At 63.2% G+C, this 16,311-nt stretch carries 19 protein-coding genes; 9 read left to right on the top strand and 10 right to left on the bottom strand.

Annotated features, from left to right (window positions below; all coding sequences use genetic code 11):
• Positions 1 to 23: 23 nt before the first annotated feature.
• Both LB564_RS23490 and plsY read right to left on the bottom strand, forming a co-directional pair.
• A complete protein-coding gene (locus tag LB564_RS23490) occupies positions 24 to 1,046 on the bottom strand; it encodes a GlxA family transcriptional regulator (protein ID WP_224541346.1) in 1,023 nt (340 codons plus the stop codon).
• Positions 1,043 to 1,711 carry a glycerol-3-phosphate 1-O-acyltransferase PlsY gene (gene plsY, locus LB564_RS23495; RefSeq protein ID WP_224541348.1) on the bottom strand — a complete coding sequence of 223 codons (669 nt, stop codon included), beginning with the start codon at positions 1,709 to 1,711 and terminating at the stop codon, positions 1,043 to 1,045. The genes LB564_RS23490 and plsY overlap by 4 nt, the downstream gene beginning before the upstream one ends.
• Positions 1,712 to 1,956: 245 nt before the next feature.
• Between plsY and LB564_RS23500 the strand changes: the two genes are divergently transcribed.
• The 4 genes from LB564_RS23500 to LB564_RS23515 all read left to right on the top strand — a co-directional run bounded on the left by LB564_RS23500 (position 1,957) and on the right by LB564_RS23515 (position 6,166).
• Positions 1,957 to 3,483 carry an FAD-dependent monooxygenase gene (locus LB564_RS23500; RefSeq protein ID WP_224541349.1) on the top strand — a complete coding sequence of 509 codons (1,527 nt, stop codon included), beginning with the start codon at positions 1,957 to 1,959 and terminating at the stop codon, positions 3,481 to 3,483.
• A gap of 300 nt (positions 3,484 to 3,783) precedes the next feature.
• A complete protein-coding gene (locus LB564_RS23505) occupies positions 3,784 to 4,659 on the top strand; it encodes a glycosyltransferase family 25 protein (RefSeq protein ID WP_224541668.1) in 876 nt (291 codons plus the stop codon).
• Positions 4,622 to 5,323, top strand: a complete 702-nt coding sequence (locus LB564_RS23510; protein WP_224541351.1) for a polysaccharide deacetylase family protein — start codon at positions 4,622 to 4,624, stop codon at positions 5,321 to 5,323. Before LB564_RS23505 ends, LB564_RS23510 begins: the two co-directional genes overlap by 38 nt.
• 135 nt (positions 5,324 to 5,458) lie before the next feature.
• Positions 5,459 to 6,166, top strand: coding sequence for a hypothetical protein (locus LB564_RS23515; protein WP_224541353.1), 708 nt, complete (start codon positions 5,459 to 5,461; stop codon positions 6,164 to 6,166).
• Positions 6,167 to 6,227: 61 nt separating this feature from the next.
• Here the strand turns inward: LB564_RS23515 and LB564_RS23520 are convergent, their stop codons facing one another.
• Both LB564_RS23520 and LB564_RS23525 read right to left on the bottom strand, forming a co-directional pair.
• Positions 6,228 to 7,121, bottom strand: a complete 894-nt coding sequence (locus tag LB564_RS23520) for a hypothetical protein (protein ID WP_224541355.1) — start codon at positions 7,119 to 7,121, stop codon at positions 6,228 to 6,230.
• A 77-nt stretch (positions 7,122 to 7,198) separates the two neighbouring features.
• The gene (locus LB564_RS23525; protein WP_140709096.1) at positions 7,199 to 7,564 is read right to left on the bottom strand and encodes a hypothetical protein; all 366 of its coding nucleotides are present in this window, start codon (positions 7,562 to 7,564) and stop codon (positions 7,199 to 7,201) included.
• A 248-nt stretch (positions 7,565 to 7,812) separates the two neighbouring features.
• On the opposite strand from LB564_RS23525, the gene LB564_RS23530 reads away from it, so the two are divergent.
• On the top strand, positions 7,813 to 8,253 hold the full coding sequence (locus LB564_RS23530) for a hypothetical protein (RefSeq protein ID WP_224541357.1): 441 nt from the start codon (positions 7,813 to 7,815) through the stop codon (positions 8,251 to 8,253).
• A 65-nt stretch (positions 8,254 to 8,318) separates the two neighbouring features.
• On the opposite strand, the gene LB564_RS23535 is transcribed toward LB564_RS23530, so the two are convergent.
• Positions 8,319 to 9,941: an ABC-F family ATP-binding cassette domain-containing protein gene (locus LB564_RS23535; protein WP_224541359.1), complete on the bottom strand. Its 1,623-nt coding sequence runs from the start codon at positions 9,939 to 9,941 to the stop codon at positions 8,319 to 8,321.
• Between the two features lie 250 nt (positions 9,942 to 10,191).
• Here LB564_RS23535 and LB564_RS23540 point away from each other — a divergent pair, with 250 nt between their 5' ends.
• The 3 genes from LB564_RS23540 (at position 10,192) to LB564_RS23550 (ending at position 11,347) form a co-directional block, all read left to right on the top strand.
• Positions 10,192 to 10,506 carry an EthD family reductase gene (locus LB564_RS23540; RefSeq protein WP_224541360.1) on the top strand — a complete coding sequence of 105 codons (315 nt, stop codon included), beginning with the start codon at positions 10,192 to 10,194 and terminating at the stop codon, positions 10,504 to 10,506.
• A 155-nt stretch (positions 10,507 to 10,661) separates the two neighbouring features.
• On the top strand, positions 10,662 to 10,949 hold the full coding sequence (locus tag LB564_RS23545) for a hypothetical protein (protein WP_224541362.1): 288 nt from the start codon (positions 10,662 to 10,664) through the stop codon (positions 10,947 to 10,949).
• A gap of 32 nt (positions 10,950 to 10,981) precedes the next feature.
• Positions 10,982 to 11,347 carry a hypothetical protein gene (locus LB564_RS23550; protein WP_140708812.1) on the top strand — a complete coding sequence of 122 codons (366 nt, stop codon included), beginning with the start codon at positions 10,982 to 10,984 and terminating at the stop codon, positions 11,345 to 11,347.
• Between the two features lie 98 nt (positions 11,348 to 11,445).
• On the opposite strand, the gene LB564_RS23555 is transcribed toward LB564_RS23550, so the two are convergent.
• The gene (locus LB564_RS23555) at positions 11,446 to 12,570 is read right to left on the bottom strand and encodes a transporter substrate-binding domain-containing protein (protein WP_224541363.1); all 1,125 of its coding nucleotides are present in this window, start codon (positions 12,568 to 12,570) and stop codon (positions 11,446 to 11,448) included.
• Positions 12,571 to 12,936: 366 nt separating this feature from the next.
• Here LB564_RS23555 and LB564_RS23560 point away from each other — a divergent pair, with 366 nt between their 5' ends.
• Positions 12,937 to 13,425, top strand: coding sequence for an RrF2 family transcriptional regulator (locus tag LB564_RS23560; protein ID WP_224541366.1), 489 nt, complete (start codon positions 12,937 to 12,939; stop codon positions 13,423 to 13,425).
• 3 nt (positions 13,426 to 13,428) lie between these two features.
• On the opposite strand, the gene LB564_RS23565 is transcribed toward LB564_RS23560, so the two are convergent.
• The 4 genes from LB564_RS23565 to LB564_RS23580 all read right to left on the bottom strand — a co-directional run bounded on the left by LB564_RS23565 (position 13,429) and on the right by LB564_RS23580 (position 16,285).
• The gene (locus LB564_RS23565; RefSeq protein WP_224541368.1) at positions 13,429 to 14,430 is read right to left on the bottom strand and encodes a mechanosensitive ion channel family protein; all 1,002 of its coding nucleotides are present in this window, start codon (positions 14,428 to 14,430) and stop codon (positions 13,429 to 13,431) included.
• Positions 14,431 to 14,498: 68 nt separating this feature from the next.
• Positions 14,499 to 14,927, bottom strand: coding sequence for a cupin domain-containing protein (locus LB564_RS23570; protein WP_224541370.1), 429 nt, complete (start codon positions 14,925 to 14,927; stop codon positions 14,499 to 14,501).
• Between the two features lie 35 nt (positions 14,928 to 14,962).
• Positions 14,963 to 15,739, bottom strand: coding sequence for an SDR family oxidoreductase (locus LB564_RS23575; protein ID WP_224541372.1), 777 nt, complete (start codon positions 15,737 to 15,739; stop codon positions 14,963 to 14,965).
• A gap of 66 nt (positions 15,740 to 15,805) precedes the next feature.
• On the bottom strand, positions 15,806 to 16,285 hold the full coding sequence (locus tag LB564_RS23580) for a carboxymuconolactone decarboxylase family protein (protein ID WP_224541373.1): 480 nt from the start codon (positions 16,283 to 16,285) through the stop codon (positions 15,806 to 15,808).
• Positions 16,286 to 16,311 lie beyond the last annotated feature (26 nt).

The following is a 16,311-nucleotide window of genomic DNA, read 5'->3' on the forward strand; positions in this document are numbered from 1 at the left end:
CGCCGCACTTCACGTCGCGGACTTCATTGGATCATTGCTCCGCCGGGCATGCGGTTTAGATGCCTGAGATGCGTCGGCGTGATGCCGGTCTGCTGGCGGAACACGCGGCTGAAATGGCCGGCATTGGTGAAGCCGCAGCGGTAGGCGATGTCGCCGATCTGCAGGTCGCTGCCTTCCAGAAGCGACTTCGCATGATGCACCCTGAGCGCCAGATAGGCGGCCATCGGGCCGATGCCCAGTTCCGATCCGAAGAGCCGTTCGAGCTGGCGCCGCGAGCAGTTCAGGCGGCTTGCGATCTCGGCGACCGACAGCGTCTCCTGGAGGTTGCTCTCCATCAACAGCAAGGCGCGCTTCACCGCCCGGCTCGACGCACCGGGAAACAGGTCGCCCACGGGCTGGACGTCCCTGCTGCTTCTGATCCGGTCGAGGACGAGGATCTTGGCGGCCTTTTCGGCCGCCTTCTGGCCGATGAACTGGGATACAAAGTGACCCGCAAGGTCGGCGGCACCAGTGCCACCGGCGCATGTCGAGCGGCCCCGGTCGACGGTAAACAGGCTGTCGGCATGAGCGTTCACCTCCGGGAACCGGCTGCGGAAATCCTTGATGTGGAACCAGCTGACGGCGGCGCTATAACCATCGAGCAGGCCGTAGCGCGCGAGCACGAAACTGCCCGTGCAGAGCGCCGTCAGCGGCACCCCCTTGCCGGCGGCCCGCAACAGGAACGCCTCCTTCTCGGAACTCAAGGCACGGTTGGTGTCGAGCAGCCCGCCGACCACGACGACATTGTCGAAATCCTCCGGATTGCCGATCCCCCCGGTCGGCAGCAATTCGACGCCGCAACTTGCCCGGATCGGCAGACCGCGTTCGCCGACGATCTCCCAGTCGAACTCTATCCTGCGGCTGCGATCGCCCTCATCGCCCGCCAGCCGCAGCGGTCGATGAACAGCGACAGCGGCGACAGGGTGAAATCGCGAACGAGGAGAAACGCAATCCGCCTGGCCATTGTTGTTCGAAACCGTCCCTATGCCCTTAACCTGATAGCTCAAACCTGTGGTTCCGTCTTGGCGCTTTCTTGCCCAAGGCGCGGCTCCGTCCCGGCCAGAAGCCGCCGGATGTTGGCACGATGGCGTGCGATCACGTAGAGCCCGCCGGCAATCACCAGCAGCCGGTAGGGTAGCGGTTGCTCAAGGCCGCAGACAAGCGCCATCGCTGTCAACGCCGCCAGCATCGAACTGAGGGAAACGAGCCTGGAAACACCCAGCACAAGGCAGAACACCGCCGCCGCACCCACACCGACCGGCCACGACATCGCCAGCAGCACGCCAAGCCCGGTCGCGGCGGATTTGCCGCCGGTGAAATTCAACCAGATCGAGCGGCCATGCCCGAGCAGCACCGCAAGGCCGGCGAGGCAGACGGTCCAGGGCACGAAGCTTTGCGGCTCAAGTCCGGCCGGTGGCGTCAGCAACGGCAATGCATGGAGCCAGCGGATAAGGACGATCGCCGCCACGCCTTTCAGCACATCGACCAGCAGCACCGCCAAAGCAGGCCCCTTGCCCAGGGTTCGCAACACGTTGGTCGCACCGGTCGATCTGGAGCCATGCTCCCGGATATCGATGCCCCCGAGCAGTTTTCCCGCCAGATAGCCCGTGGGAATCGAACCGAAGAGATAGGCGATCGCCAGTCCGGCCACGCTCGCTACCCAGAAGATCATCACGTTCCCCCTGTTGCGGATCAATCGCCACTCCCTTATATCGCCACTGTCGGAAAAGGCAGGGTTGGTTTGGTAAGCCCAACTCCCCTTCGCCAGCGAAATCGTTCGCTGAGAAGGCTCTGGTCTTTGGCTTCGTGCACAAGATCCCCGCGACGAACATCGGACGCTGATGGCGCCCAATCGTTCGTCCGTGTGGTTCTCAAAGCGAGGAACGCTCCGGTCGAACATCGACCGAGGAGCAGTTCATGCAAAACCCCAACCCATATGATGTCGTGATTGCCGGCGCCGGCCCTGTCGGCCTGTTTCTCGCCTGCGAGCTTCGCCTCGCCGGCCTCCGCGTGCTCGTGCTGGAGCAGGCCGAGCATCCCGGCTCGCCGCTGAAGCGGCTGCCTTTCGGCATGCGCGGCCTTTCGGCGCCCACCATCGAGGCTTTCCACCGTCGCGGCTTGCTCGACGACATCGCCGCGCCGCGACAGGCGGCCGGCGACGTCTCGGCCGCCGCGCACTGGACAAAGCAGCCGCGCCGGCCGGGCGGCCATTTCGCCGGCATCCAGTTCCATCTCGATGCGGTCGACTCTTCGAAATGGCCGTATCGCCTGCCCGGCCCAGCCGGCACCCACACGGCGTCGGACATGGAGGCGATCGAAACCGTGCTGGCGGCGCGGGCGAGCGCGATGGGCGCCGAGATCAGGCGCGGCCTCGGCGTCGAGGGTTTCGACCAGTCGGACGGGGACGTTACCATCCGCGCCGGCGGCGCAATTTTTCGCGCGCACTGGCTCGTCGGCTGCGATGGCGGCCGCGGCACGGTCCGCAAGGCCGGCGGCTTCGAATTCGTCGGCACCGATCCCGAATTCACCGGCTATTCGGTCGACGTCGAGCTGGCCGATCCCGAAAAGCTCGAGCCCGGCCGTCACTACACGGCGACGGGCATGTATACTTATGGCCGGCCGGGCACGATCGCGATGGTCGAGTTCGACGGCGGCGCTTTCCACCGCACCCAGCCGATCACGCCGGAGCATGTGCAGGCGGTGTTGCGCCGCGTCTCCGGCACCGACGTCACGGTGACCGCGCTGCGGCTGGCCACCACCTGGACGGACCGCGCCTACCAGGCGACCGCCTACCGCAAGGGCCGGGTGCTGCTCGCCGGCGACGCCGCGCATATCCATTCCCCCTTGGGCGGCCAAGGCCTCAATCTCGGCTTGGGCGACGCGATGAACCTTGGCTGGAAGCTTGCCGCCACCATCCGTGGCGATGCGCCGGCAGGCCTGCTCGACAGCTATTTCGAGGAGCGTCATCCCGTCGGCGCCGATGTGCTCGACTGGTCGCGCGCGCAGGTCGCGCTGATGCGCCCAAGCCGCGATTCGCGGGCGCTCGCGGCCATCGTCCGCGACCTCATCGACACGCGCGACGGCGCCACCTATTTCGCCGAGCGCGTCTGGGGCGTTGGCCTGCGCTACGATCTCGGCGGCGCCCATCCGCTGGTCGGCCGCGGCGCGCCCGATTTCGAGCTGGCCGACGGGACGAGGCTCGGGGAGCTCATGCGCTCTGGACGCGGCCTGCTGCTGGACTTCGATGGCCGCGCTCCGCTCCAGGCGCTCGGCGGTCGCTGGAGCGGGCGGATCGCCTATATCGCCGGCGATGCCCGAGAGCGGTTCGGCCTGAGCGCCCTGCTCGTGCGCCCCGATGGCTTCGTCGCCTGGGCCGCTGATGGCGAGCCCGACATCGAGGAGGCTACCCAGGCCGCGTCACGGTGGTTTGGCGAACCCGAATAGGGCGTGGAGGAGACCAGGGTCCGCGCGAGATCGACTTTCTTCGACCTCCCCGCGCTGGCTCGCGCCCAAGCCGGCCATCCCAGCTCAGCATGGAGGGACGCCAAATTGATTGTGCCGTAACGAATTCGACTCGGGGGCAAATGCTATTTGTACAATCCGGCCTACAACTTGACCAATCATCCGGCGTCGTAGTAAAATACAGATGGGTTGGGATGATGACTTGCAACGCGATCTCTTTTCATTCGCTTTGGCTGCGAACGTCTTGCCATGCATATGCGCGGCCAAGTGGCGGGTCGCATGATGAGATGCCTGGTCATCAATTTGGACCGGTCTCCTGGTCGGCTTGCCCATATGACCACCGAGTTTGCACGGATTCAGGTAAAATTTGAGCGTGTTTCCGCCGTTGACGGGATGAAACGGCCGGAGATCGCCGCGATGTCGCGAATCCTGTCACCCACCGAAATTGCCTGCTTTCTGAGCCATAAGGCATGCTGGCACATCATTGCGGAGGGCGACGAAGCCTATGGCGCGGTGTTCGAGGATGACACCGTCTTCACCGCCAAGGCAGGCCCATTGCTTGCCGACGTCGGCTGGATACCAGCCGACGCAAGCATCATCAAGCTGGAGACGGTCTTCAAGAAGGCCGTGATAGCGATGATGCCGTCGCATGTCGGCTTCAGTTTTTCGGTGGCGAGGCTTTACGGACTGCATCTTGGCGCTGGAGCCTACATCATTTCAAGGAAGGCGGCCCGCGACCTCCTTCAAGCGACTGGAGATTTCAATATTCCAGTCGATCACGTGCTTTTCGACCCCACGCTCGCGACGTCATCATCCGAGACCATCTATCAAATCCTGCCGGCGGCTTGCGCGCAGGGGCTGTTTCTTAAGGACAAATGGATCGAATTGGCGAGCCAGATAGAGCAGGATCGATCGCCGTACCAGATGAAGCGCAATCTCGTAAAAAAGCGCAGAAAAACTCCGTTGACGACCGTCAAGACCGAAGCACGGCGGGTAGGCTTGCAAATCGCCAACATCTGCCGGTTGAGGCTGGAGAAGACGATACCGTTCCACCATCATGGAGCGCGCGTTCGGCGCGGCATGATGGTGATGGAATATCCACACCATCCAGCGCCGCCTAATGCCAATACCAATCTTGATGTACCATCAAATCGATGAGGCCGCCGGAAAGGGTGGCCCGTTCAGCCATTTGACGGTCTCCCCACGCGCCTTTCGCCATCAGATGAATTGGTTGAAGCGCCTGGGATGGACAGGCCTGTCGATGCGTGACCTGAAACCCTTTCTGGACGGAGAAAGGTCCGGGAGGGTGGTTGGCATCACGTTCGACGATGGCTTTCGCAATGTCCATTCGAACGCGCTTGCGACCCTTCAGAGATGTGGTTTCACCGCAACCAACTACCTGGTCAGCAGGCAGATTGGTGGCTTCAACAAATGGGATGCGGGGCTCGGCATCCCGCACGCCGCCTGCATGTCAAAGGAAGAGATACTGGATTGGGTCCGCTCAGGTCATGAGGTGGGTGCCCACACGTTGGACCACGTTCGCCTCACGGCTGCCGCGCCGGCCGAATCCCGGCGTCAGATCACCGATGTTCGCCACGAGTTGGAAGATCTGATCGGCAATACGGTCGACGCCTTCTGTTACCCCTACGGCGATGTGTCCGAGGAGATCAGGAGCGTGGTTGAGGAGGCCGGCTATGCCAGCGCCACAACCACTCGCAGCGGCAGGGCGCGGTCGGAAGACGACAGGCTGCTTCTCCCGCGGATATCAGTGCGCCCAAACGACGGCATCTACAGCATCCTGCGCAGGTGGCTCACCGGCTGATTGCTGTCGCCGTCATCGCACATCGCCCGAGTGGAACGTGCAAGCTGGCCGGATCAAGGAACTGTTTGGCCCGATTTCGGTTGTCGGCCGTGGTAACGTGGTTCCAGCAAGGCACCTGATGAGCAAAAAGGACACATGACCGACAAGAAGCGCGGTTCCCTGCGCAAGATGGTGAGCGGCATCGTTGCGGCAATTGCCGCCGCTCCTGATCGCGCATCGGAGCGCGGCGGTACCACAGCTGCGTCACTCGTTGCCGAATGGCCGCTGCCGCCATCGGCGACGCTTGGGTCCTCCATGCGCCTGAAGGGGATCGAACGCGAAATCAGGGCCAGACTGCCGTGGACGGTGAGGACGTTCGCCAAGGCCGAAACGGGCCGAATCGTCTTGCGCATGGTGAAAGCCGACGCGGATGCGTTCCAGGCCGCCTCGGCAACCATTGCGAGCACACTGGAAGGGATCGAAGCGCTGCCCGTGCTGCCGCGCGAGGCCGAGGACATTCTCACCATCTCCGCCCGCGAGCGTCACAAATGGCTGAAGGACGGGCGCCTGAAAAGCATCGGCACGCGCACCGTGAAGATGCGCGGGCGATCCAAGGCCGTGACCTTCCACGTCTTCGATCCACGGCACATCGAGGACATTCTCGATCGCGACCTGGCGACCGCCTGGCGGGAGGAGGATGCGCGCGAAACCTCCGAAAACAGACGGCGCGGGGCCGGCAAGGCCGCGCTGACGCGAGCCGGCAAGCGGAGCGGCAAGGCGCGCAAGACCAGAAATTCGGGTGGGGATGATGCGCCAAAGCTCGAAGGCTGGGACACGTTCGAGGCCGAAGGGCTGCTGCGCTAGGTCGAAGGCGCGCCTGGAGGCCGGTTGCGGCCAGATTTGGCGGGCCTGCTTGGGAGGCGCATCAGGCGAACATGGCCGCCGCGGGCGGTGGTTCGCGGTCGTCAAACCCCGGCACTGGAGCGTATCTGCTATAGAAGGTGCTCAAGCGTGCCTGTCCTTTTGAAAGCGAGCGCAGTGCGTCCTCCAATTTGGACATGGTTGCGAGCGGCACCACCGCATTGATGAGGACGTCCGGGTCGCGGGTTTCCTGATCCTGGATATGGCCACGGCGGCTCTTCAGTTCGCCGATGATGCCGTCGACATGGTCTGCTGGCGTCATCACCTCGACCTTCATGATCGGCTCAAGCAACTGCACGCCGAGACGCGGAGCGGCTTCGCGAAAGCAGGCGCGGCCGGCGATTTCGAAAGCCAGAGCCGAGGAGTCGGTCTGGTGCCAATCCCCGTCCACCAGAGTTGCCTTGACGCCAATCATTGGAAAGCCCGCGAATGGCCCAGCCGCCAGGGCGCTTAGCAGCCCCTTTTCGACCCCTTCAACATAATCGTTCGGAACCGCATCGCCGATGATCCCGGACTGGAATGCGAAGTCCGCTTTGTGCGAGTTCGGCTCGAACTTAATCACCACACGGGCGAACTGGCCCGCCCCTCCAAACAATCTCTTGTGTGTGTGATCCCGCTGATGGCTGCGGGTAATCGTCTCGCGATAAGCCACCTGCGGCGTGCCGATATTCACCGCAATATTGAACTCGTGGCGCACGCGGTCGATGATGCTCTCGAGTTCAACCTCGTCCATGAAGGCGATGATCGTCTGCCCCGATTCCTCGTCCCATCTGACATGGAATCCGGGATTGCCGCCCGCCAGTCTCCGCAAGGCGATACGCAGCTTCTCCTCATCGGCTTTCGACTTTGCCTCGATTGCGATTTGCAGCAAAGGCCATGGCGGGGCGGACTTTTCCATCACGCCATGGTCGCAGCTCAACCGGATGACTGCAACGGGTCGAAAGCGGCGGTGCCTGCACGGCTTTCAAGCCGGGCCTACGGATATTTCGCCTTGTCCGGGCCGCCCGCCCCCAGATCACCCTGCAATTCCTTCGGCAGCGGCAGGCTCGAACATTGCAGATGCACGTCGCGGGCGAGCAGCTTTCGCTGCTTCTGCTCGTGCTCCTTGGTGGCCGCTATGATACCCAAACCATACGGGCCAAGGGCGACGAATTCCCAGCCCGGGTGCGTTTTTTCGCGGACCGCGTAGTCCGAAGCCGCCGCCCGGGCTTGCTGGCATTGCGGCGTCGCCCATTTCTGGTCCTGCTGCGAAAGCGAGGCTCCATAGTCCACCGGAGAGGTCGCGCATCCAGCCATCGTCGCGGCCAGTGCGGACATTGCAATTGTCATCGCAATTCTCATCCCGAGCCCCTTGCTGTCCCCGTCCCGCTCTCGGCAAGCTTGCCCGTCGTAGTGCCCGCGCCAATCACGTATCCGCGATGTCTCGTCCCAGCGCTTGCCATAGACCCCGCTCCGTGTCGATCTTCCACGGTCAGAATCGAGCTGCGTGCCCGGAACCAAATGACAGGCGAGACTGTTCAGTTGTAACTTTGACACAGCGCTGACGCGCCTGTCCGGTCGGACAAGCGGTAATTTGAGGAGCTCTTATCATGAAAATTTCATCTGGATTTCGCTCGATAGCGGCTGCCGCCATCGCCACCGCGGGCATCGGCTTTGCCACCGCCGCGCATGCCGACAGCGGCACGATCCGCTTCTCCGTCTACAAGGCGGCCTTCTTCGTCGGCGGCTCCGGAGGCGAAGGGACCTTCACCTTCCATGGTAAAAGCTACCCCATCTCGATCGGCGGCGTCTCGGGCGGCCTCGCCTTCGGCGTCTCCAAGACCTATTTCCGCGGCACCGTGCGCCATATCAGGCGCGCCCGGGACGTGACCGGCGTATATGGCGCGGCCGGCGGCGGCGGCACGCTCGGCAAAGGGGCCCAGGTGATCGTGATGACCAACGACGAGGGCGCCCAGCTCGAGCTCACCGGCAAACAGGTGGGCCTGCAGGTCAACGCTGACCTGAGCGGGATGGCCATCTCGCTAAGATAGGCTGCCCGCCGGAGCGCGTCGCCATCGACCATGCGGCGCTTCGGCGCACATTCCAAAAGCTGGAATCAGCTCCGCAAGCCCGGCGCTTCCTGTCCGGTGCGCTCGACATATTCAGTGTAGCCGCCGCCATAGGTGTGGACGCCTTCTGGCGTCAGCTCCAGCACGCGGTTCGACAGTGCCGCCAAAAAGTGCCGGTCGTGCGAGACGAACAGCATGGTGCCCTCATATTGCGATAGCGCCTCGATCAGCATCTGCTTGGTGGTGATGTCGAGGTGGTTGGTCGGCTCGTCCAGCACCAGCAAATTGGGCGGGTCGAACAGCATCAGCGCCATCACCAGCCTCGCCTTCTCGCCACCTGACAGCACCCGGCATTTCTTCTCGATCTCGTCGCCGGAAAAGCCGAAACAGCCGGCAAGCGCCCGAAGCGGCGCCTGGCCGGCCTGCGGAAAATTGTCTTCCAGCGTCTGGAACACGGTGCGCTCCCCTTCCAGAAGCTCCATGGCGTGCTGGGCGAAATAGCCCATTTTCACGCTCGGTCCCCGCGCCACCGTGCCGGCATCGGGGTCGGAGGCGCCGGCCACCAGCTTCAACAGCGTCGATTTGCCCGCGCCATTGACGCCCATGATGCACCAGCGCTCGCGGCGGCGGACCTGAAAGTCGAGCCCTTCATAGATGGTGCGGCTGCCATAGGCCTTGTGGACGTTCTTCAAGGTGACGACATCCTCGCCGCAACGCGGCGCCGGCTGGAACTCGAAATTCACGATCTGGCGCCGCTTGGGCGGCTCGACGCGGTCGATCTTGTCGAGCTTCTTCACCCGGCTCTGCACCTGCGCGGCATGGGAGGCCCGCGCCTTGAAGCGTTCGATGAAGGCGATCTCCTTGGCCAGCATCGCCTGCTGGCGCTCGAACTGCGCCTGCTGCTGCTTGTCGGCGATCGCCCGCTGCTGCTGGTAGAATTCGTAATTGCCGGAATAGGCGGTGAGCGAGCCGGCATCGATCTCGACGATCTTGTTGACGATGCGGTTCATGAACTCGCGGTCGTGCGAGGTCATCAGCAGCGCGCCGTCATAGCCTTTCAGGAACTGCTCAAGCCAGATCAGGCTTTCGAGATCGAGATGGTTGGACGGTTCGTCGAGCAGCATGACATCGGGCCGCATGAGAAGAATACGGGCCAGCGCCACGCGCATCTTCCAGCCGCCCGACAGCTTGCCGACATCGCCGTCCATCATCTCCTGCGAAAAGCCGAGACCGTCCAGCACTTCGCGCGCGCGGCCATCCAGCGCATAGCCGTCGAGTTCCTCGAAGCGATGCTGCGCCTCGCCATATTTCTCGATGATCTCGTCCATCCGGTCGGCCTGGTCGGGATCGGCCATCGCGGCCTCTAGCTCCGCCATCTCGGCCGCCACGTCGCTCACCGGTCCGGCGCCGTTCATCACCTCGGCCACCGCGCTGTGGCCCGCCATGTCGCCGACATCCTGGCTGAAATAGCCGATGGTAACGCCGCGATCGACCTGCACCTGGCCCTCATCGGGCTGTTCCTGGCCGGTGATCATGCGAAACAACGTCGTCTTGCCGGCGCCGTTGGGGCCGACAAGGCCAATCTTCTCGCCCTTCTGCAGCGAGGCCGACGCCTCGATGAAGACAAGCTGACGGCCGTTCTGCTTGCCGATGTTTTCCAGTCTGATCATGATAGTTCCGGGAGGCTCAAGCCGAATGGGAGGGATTTGCCCGCGCCTTTACGCGAATGACGGTGCCTGGGGAAGAGGCAGAAGCGCCGCAGCGGGTATGCGCGAACGGCGGCGCACCGACAGGCCGCCAAGGTCGGCTTTCCAGCCGCGCAGGCAAAAATCATTCGCTTGTCGAAATCCGCGCCTGTCGAACGACTTCGGCGCGGTGGCCCGCACGGCCCGACCAAGCAACGCCAACAGGACAGGACCAATGGCCAAGATGCTCGTGATCTACAAAACCCCGGCCGATCCGGCCGCCTTCGACCGGCACTATTTCGACATTCACATACCGTTGGCCAAGAAGCTTCCCGGCCTGCGGCGCTACGATGTCAGCAGGCGGCCCATCGTCAAGCTCTCGGCGGGCGAGATGCCTTATCTGGTGGGAACATTGTATTTCGACAGCCTCGACGACATCCGCGCCGCGTTCGCCAGCGAGGTCGGCGTTGCCTGCGCCGCCGACCGGCGGATATTGGCCCCGGGCGACGACGATTTGACGATGCTGCTGTTCGACGCCGACGAGGTGTGAACCCGGCCTCCAGACACACTCCAGAAACAAGATTCAACATCCGGGAAAAACTGGCGAAAAGATCGTCTGCGATAACCATCCCGTGGCGGCCGGACAGCGGCGCCAGACAACGCAACGGGATCTTGCCTGCGATGCAACGACGTTCGACCAGATGGATGGGTGCCCTGACAGGCATTTCGCTTGCCATGCTCGCGGTCGCGCAGTCGGGCGCGGAGGCGGCGGTCACCCGGAGCGAATATTGCAGCCGGCTTGGGCTTCAACTCGACGGAGCCATCCGGACCAAGGCCGAACCCGGTGCCAGTGCGAGCCAGATCGCGCAGGCAACGGCGCTGCAGGACAAGGCGAACCGGTTCTGTAGCGAGAGCAAGCAGGCGCAAGGCATCCGTACTTACGCCAACGCCCTGAAACTCCTCGGCGTGACGCCGGTCGACCTCAACCAGTGACGACAATCATCAACCCTGAAGGAAAGCCCATTATGAACAAGCCTCTCCTCTCCGCTCTCGGTCTCGCCATCGCGCTGGGTCTCGCAATGCCGGTTGTCGGCACCGCCAATGCTGCCGCCACGACCACCACCGCGACGACCGCTCCGGCGACGACGACCGCCCCCGCGACCACAACCGCCCCCGCGACCACGCCGGCGGCCGTAGACGCGGCGAAGACGCCGGTCAAGTCGGCCGCGCACAAGCGTCACCGGCACCACAAGAAGCACCATAGGCATGTGCGCAAGCACGCTCACCGGCACGCGGGCAAGAAGCACGGCCACAAGCACGTCGCCAAGAAGCACGTCGCCAGGAAGCATCACCACAAGAAGCACGATCACAAGCACGCCAAGGCAGCTTGAGCTTTTCTGACCTCTCTTTCTGACTTCCTCCCGGGAAAAGGCCGCCACTCGCAAAAAGCGAGGGCGGCTTTTTCTTGTCCATCAAGGCCGGGTTTCGCTTATTTCTCGCCCAGATACTGGAAGACCGCCTGCTTCCACCAGTCGCTTTCCATGGTTTGCAGCAGGGCGACGTCGAGCGGCTTGCGCAACCGGCTGCCGAGAGGCAGCGCGATGGCATATTGCTGCTGGTCGAAGGTCGCGTCGAGAACCCGCAGGCTCGCGCCATAGTTCTGTCCGACCAGCCAGCCAAGCAGCGGCTTGTCATGGACCAGCGCATCGATCTTGCCGGTGCGCAGCGTGTCCAGGCCCTGCTGGATGGTGTCAAAATCCTGATGGCGGATATGGGTGGAATCCAGATAGGACGCCGTCGAGGAATTCCGCACGGCGCCGACCCTGACCGTGCCGAGGTCGCTTTCGCCCTGCACCATGCCTTCCATCTGCGTCACCGTCAGCACCGATGTGACGCCGGCGGTGAACACCGCGATGGCGATGATCGATCCCATCATCCACAGCGCGGCGAGCACGCGTCCCGGCACGGTTCGCGGACCGAAATCGCCGGTGCTGGCCTGGGTCGCGGCAATCGTCGACCACCACATGCTTGAAAACAGGCCCTTGGCGACGCCGCCGCCGAAATCGTCATTGTGGCGGCGTTCGAACATCCAGATCAGGACGCCGACCACGACCGAGATGACGACCAGCGCCAGCACCGCCTGCAGGAAACCGAACGAGGTCAGCGCATGCAAAATCGGCCGCCATGACGGCTGGCTGTTGAGCGGTGTGGCGATGCCGAGGCCGGTCGTGAAAAAGGGCTGCGAGAAATCGGCGGCTTTCTCGCGGTCGGCCGTGACCGTGATCGCGGCCATCGCCACATCGAATTTGCCACTGGCAACGCCATCGATCTGGTCCTGCACACCAGGCACTTCGACATAGTGGAAGCGAAGGTTGAGCCGCCCGGCTATTTTCTGCCAGAGGTCGATGCTCAATCCGGACCAGGTACCGTCCTGCAGCTTGAAGGCGAAGGGCGGCGCGGCCTTGACCCCGACCGATATGTCCTTCGATGCCAAATCCGCCGGTAAAGACAGCTCGGCGGGTGTCTGTGTCTGGGCGGCCGCGGCGCCCGCCCCGGCACACGCGGCGACGGCAACGAGGATCACCGCCATCATCCACGAAGCAGCACTTCTCAACGGTAAAACTCCCGGCGACCCTGCGCCGCGCGATCTGGTCGCGGCACGGAAAGGTAGCCGCCATGCCGCCCTTCGTCCACCCGCCATCTCAGCGGGAGGCGATGCGCGGATGCCAGGCGGGATTGATGCAAAAACAACCAGTTGGCACAATTTCCGATTCAGATGCTGAACGCCGCGGGGCAATGCCGAGCGCCAATGGACCCCGAATTGCGGTTCTCATCTTCGCCTCGTGCCGAACAGAACCATCATGTCGTCACCACGGCAGCCCTGCCTCCCTGCCAGAACCTGTCTGTTTACACCATGGCAGAATAGGGATATTTCATATCCTTAATAGAGTTGGGTCGGCATCGACTCCGGAACCCGTGGATGATTCTGAAAAGCCAAGTCGAATGGGCACTGCACTGCTGCGCCATTCTCGCCGGTCTGCCCGAGGGACGCTATCTCTCCACAAAGGCGCTTGCCGAATTCCACGGCCTTCCCAAGGAATATCTTTCCAAGGCGTTGCAAAGCCTGTCGCAGGCAGGCCTTGTCGATACGACGCTCGGCCCATCGGGTGGATACCGGCTGGCACGGACACCGGCCGAACTGACCTTCCTGGACATCGTGGAAGCGGTGGAGGGCAAGGCGCGGACATTTGTGTGCAGCAACATCCGTGCAAACAACCCGTGCCGACCTCAGGGCTATTGTGAAAGCAGCCCTTGCGCGGTGTCGCGCATCATGTGGGAAGCCGACGAAGCCTGGCGGGCAAAATTGCGCGGCGTCAGGCTTTCCGACCTCACCGAAGCGCTGGCGCAGGAGATTCCGGCGGAGCTCTGGAAGAACAGCTTCGAATGGGTGCTGGAGCACGCCGGGTGAGCATTAACGCATGATCCTCGCCAGCGGCTGGCCCGCGGCCGCCCGCAGCATGATGGCATAGCTTTGGGGCGACATAGCAAGCGACAGGCCGTTCGCCTTGCAATGACGATGGACAAGGTCGATCACCTCATTTCTCGCAAGTAGCCGGTCGCCCGGACCGGCGACGCAAAACAGCAGGTCCATCCCGATGGCCGCCGCGTCGATCTCCGTGAGCGCGACAAGCGGTGCCGGCTCCTTCACGATCCGTTGGCAGTTCCGCAGAGCCGCATGCATGGCCTCCTCGATGACGTGCGGCGCGTGCGTGGCCGCAAGCCGCACGGCCAGGGTCATTTGCTGCGTCTCGTCGGGACGGCTGAGATTGGTCAGGCTCAGCTTCGCCAACACGCTGTTGGGGAGGACGACAATATTGGTCGCACCCGTAAGCAGATGCGTGGAACGCCAAGTTGTCTCGACGACACGTCCTTCCGTGCCGTCGCTCAGCATGATCCAGTCGCCGAGCGTGAAGGGTCGGCCCAGCGTCAGCGCAATACCGGAGAAGACGTCGCCAAGCGTATTCTGCAGCGCAAGCCCGACAATGATCGCAACCACGCCCGACGTTGCCGCCAGCGTTCCGATGGGAGCGCCGAAGACGAAGCCCGTTATCGACAGCGCCACGCCGAGATAGATGGCGGCGACGACAAGGTCCTGGAGCAGGCGCGCCTCTTGCGGCCGGTGCTCCAGAACGATGTAAAGGCGCACAAAGCCGACAAGCGTCCAGGCAAGATGCGTCCACCAGAGGACGCGCGCCGACTTCGCCAGATATGCGCCGGAGCCTTGTAGATCCGCCTCGCCCATCCAGTGCGGCAGGATATCGCTGAAGCCGAGCACCGCCGTCATGCCGGCGAAGAACAGGATCTGGACGATCAGGCGCGCCATGGGACGCCCACGGCCCTGGAAATACCACACGGCAATGCCGACGAGCCCCAGAAGGTTGATCAGGACCAGAGCCAGATGATCGCCGAACATGGACTCTCCGACAGGATTGAATTTGCTGGCAGGGCCGGACGCCAGGAATGGCGTCCGGCCGCTTGCGCCTACTTCTTGACCGGATAGGTCAGTTCCTTCTGCGCGGTATCGACCACGAAGACAGCCAGCAGCTTTGCGGGTTTCGTCTTGCTGCCGTTCTCGCTCACGCTGTGGCGATCGCCCGGCATCTCCGAAAAGCTCTCACCGGCCTTGTAGACCTTGGCCGGGTCGTCATTGACCTGGCTGCGGATCGAGCCTTCCAGAACCGTCGCATAGATGAAGGCCGAGCTCGGATGGGTGTGCGCCGGCGAGTAACCGCCGGGGCCATATTCGACGAGGATGCCCTTGATGCTTTTGCCCGGAACATTCGGCAGTTCATGCTCATAGACAAGGGTGACCTTGGCCGCCTTCTCGCCAGTGCGCGGGGCTTGCGTGGCGCCGGCCGGGTCGGCCAGGGCTGCCGTCACGACGAGGGCGGCGACGATTGACTTGATCATTTGAAAACTCCTTTCCATTGAGCGGTATCCCGGGCCTAGGCCGCCGCGTTTGCCGGCGGTGATTTCCGCGTCGAGGCGGCGAACCACTGCTCGAACGTGATGTGGCCAAGGCGCGGATTGTCGTCGGAGACCAGCGAAGTGTCGTTCAGCCTCGCGCCGAAATAGAGCGCCTCCGGATCGGCCACGACCTCGCGAGGATCGCCGACAGCCTTGAGGTAGCGGGCGACGAGTTCGCTCATCCGCACACGGTCGGGCCCCGAGATCTCGATCGTGCCGTTGATCGGCGCGGCGAGCGCGACCCCGGCCATCACATCGGCGACGTCGTCGGACGCGATGGGCTGTACATAGGCCGGCGACAGGTGCACGGCCTCGCTCACCGTGCCCGACTTGGCGATGCCGGCCAGGAACTCCATGAATTGCGTCGAATGAACGATGGTGTAGGGAATGCCGGACGCCTTGATCAGATTTTCCTGGACAAGCTTGGCGCGGAAATAGCCGCAGTCCTGCAGGCGTTCGGTGCCGACAACCGAGAGCGCGATATGGTGCCTGACGCCCGCGGCCTTGCCGGCGGCGAGCAGATTGCGGCCGGACGTCGTGAAGAAGTCCATCGATGCCTTATCCTCGAAGGAAGGCGAGTTGGCGAGGTCGATCACCACTTCGGCGCCTTCGAGGGCCTCCTGCAGGCCTTCGCCGGTGATGGTGTTGACGCCAGTGTTCGGCGCGGCGGCGATCACCTCGCTGCCCTGCTTGCGCAAGCGTTCAGTGGTCTTGGAACCGATAAGGCCGGTGCCCCCGATGATGACGATTTTCATGATGGTCTCCGTTTGCGGCCGTGATCTCGCGCCGCGTCGATTGATGGTCAGCCGAAAGGAAGGGTTTTAGTTCAGACCAGCCTTGTCGAGGCCGTAGAGCTTGTCCGCGGAGCCGGGTACGGCCTTGAAGGCGACGCTGACACGGTTCCAGGCGTTGATGGCCATGACCGAAAAGGTCAGGTCGGAGATTTCCTTTTCCGAAAGCTGCCCGCGCACGCGCTCATAGAGCTCGTCCGGGATGCCACCTTCGGGAAGCTTGGTGACGGCTTCGGTCCAGGCCAAGGCAGCGCGTTCACGCGGAATGAAAAGGGTCGATTCCCGCCAGACGGCGAGATGATGGAGGCGCAACTCGCCCTCGCCGTGGATCCTGGCTTCCTTCACATGCATGTCGAGGCAGAAGGCGCAGCCATTGATCTGCGATGCCCTGATGTGGACGAGGTCGCGGGTCTTCTCCTCGATGGCACCGTGTGCCTCGGCCATACTGAACTCGGAGAGCTTCTTGAACAGTTCAGGCGATTGCTGGGCGGCGTTCAGGCGCTGTGTCATGGCTTTTCCTTTTTTGAGGATATCTT

It is taken from the genome of Mesorhizobium sp. ES1-6, assembly GCF_020164775.1.
Lineage (GTDB): Bacteria > Pseudomonadota > Alphaproteobacteria > Rhizobiales > Rhizobiaceae > Mesorhizobium.

Excerpts from the sequence above, each read along its gene's own strand:
- LB564_RS23560 (WP_224541366.1), top strand. The coding sequence starts at position 12,937 with ATGATTCTGAAAAGCCAAGTCGAATGGGCACTGCACTGCTGCGCCATT.
- LB564_RS23515 (WP_224541353.1), top strand. The coding sequence starts at position 5,459 with ATGACCGACAAGAAGCGCGGTTCCCTGCGCAAGATGGTGAGCGGCATC.
- LB564_RS23510 (WP_224541351.1), top strand. The coding sequence starts at position 4,622 with ATGCCAATACCAATCTTGATGTACCATCAAATCGATGAGGCCGCCGGA.
- LB564_RS23530 (WP_224541357.1), top strand. The coding sequence starts at position 7,813 with ATGAAAATTTCATCTGGATTTCGCTCGATAGCGGCTGCCGCCATCGCC.
- LB564_RS23565 (WP_224541368.1), bottom strand. The coding sequence starts at position 14,430 with ATGTTCGGCGATCATCTGGCTCTGGTCCTGATCAACCTTCTGGGGCTC.
- LB564_RS23525 (WP_140709096.1), bottom strand. The coding sequence starts at position 7,564 with ATGAGAATTGCGATGACAATTGCAATGTCCGCACTGGCCGCGACGATG.
- LB564_RS23570 (WP_224541370.1), bottom strand. The coding sequence starts at position 14,927 with ATGATCAAGTCAATCGTCGCCGCCCTCGTCGTGACGGCAGCCCTGGCC.
- LB564_RS23580 (WP_224541373.1), bottom strand. The coding sequence starts at position 16,285 with ATGACACAGCGCCTGAACGCCGCCCAGCAATCGCCTGAACTGTTCAAG.
- LB564_RS23545 (WP_224541362.1), top strand. The coding sequence starts at position 10,662 with ATGGGTGCCCTGACAGGCATTTCGCTTGCCATGCTCGCGGTCGCGCAG.
- LB564_RS23550 (WP_140708812.1), top strand. The coding sequence starts at position 10,982 with ATGAACAAGCCTCTCCTCTCCGCTCTCGGTCTCGCCATCGCGCTGGGT.
- LB564_RS23505 (WP_224541668.1), top strand. The coding sequence starts at position 3,784 with ATGAGATGCCTGGTCATCAATTTGGACCGGTCTCCTGGTCGGCTTGCC.
- LB564_RS23535 (WP_224541359.1), bottom strand. The coding sequence starts at position 9,941 with ATGATCAGACTGGAAAACATCGGCAAGCAGAACGGCCGTCAGCTTGTC.
- LB564_RS23500 (WP_224541349.1), top strand. The coding sequence starts at position 1,957 with ATGCAAAACCCCAACCCATATGATGTCGTGATTGCCGGCGCCGGCCCT.
- LB564_RS23540 (WP_224541360.1), top strand. The coding sequence starts at position 10,192 with ATGGCCAAGATGCTCGTGATCTACAAAACCCCGGCCGATCCGGCCGCC.
- LB564_RS23520 (WP_224541355.1), bottom strand. The coding sequence starts at position 7,121 with ATGGAAAAGTCCGCCCCGCCATGGCCTTTGCTGCAAATCGCAATCGAG.
- plsY (WP_224541348.1), bottom strand. The coding sequence starts at position 1,711 with ATGATCTTCTGGGTAGCGAGCGTGGCCGGACTGGCGATCGCCTATCTC.
- LB564_RS23575 (WP_224541372.1), bottom strand. The coding sequence starts at position 15,739 with ATGAAAATCGTCATCATCGGGGGCACCGGCCTTATCGGTTCCAAGACC.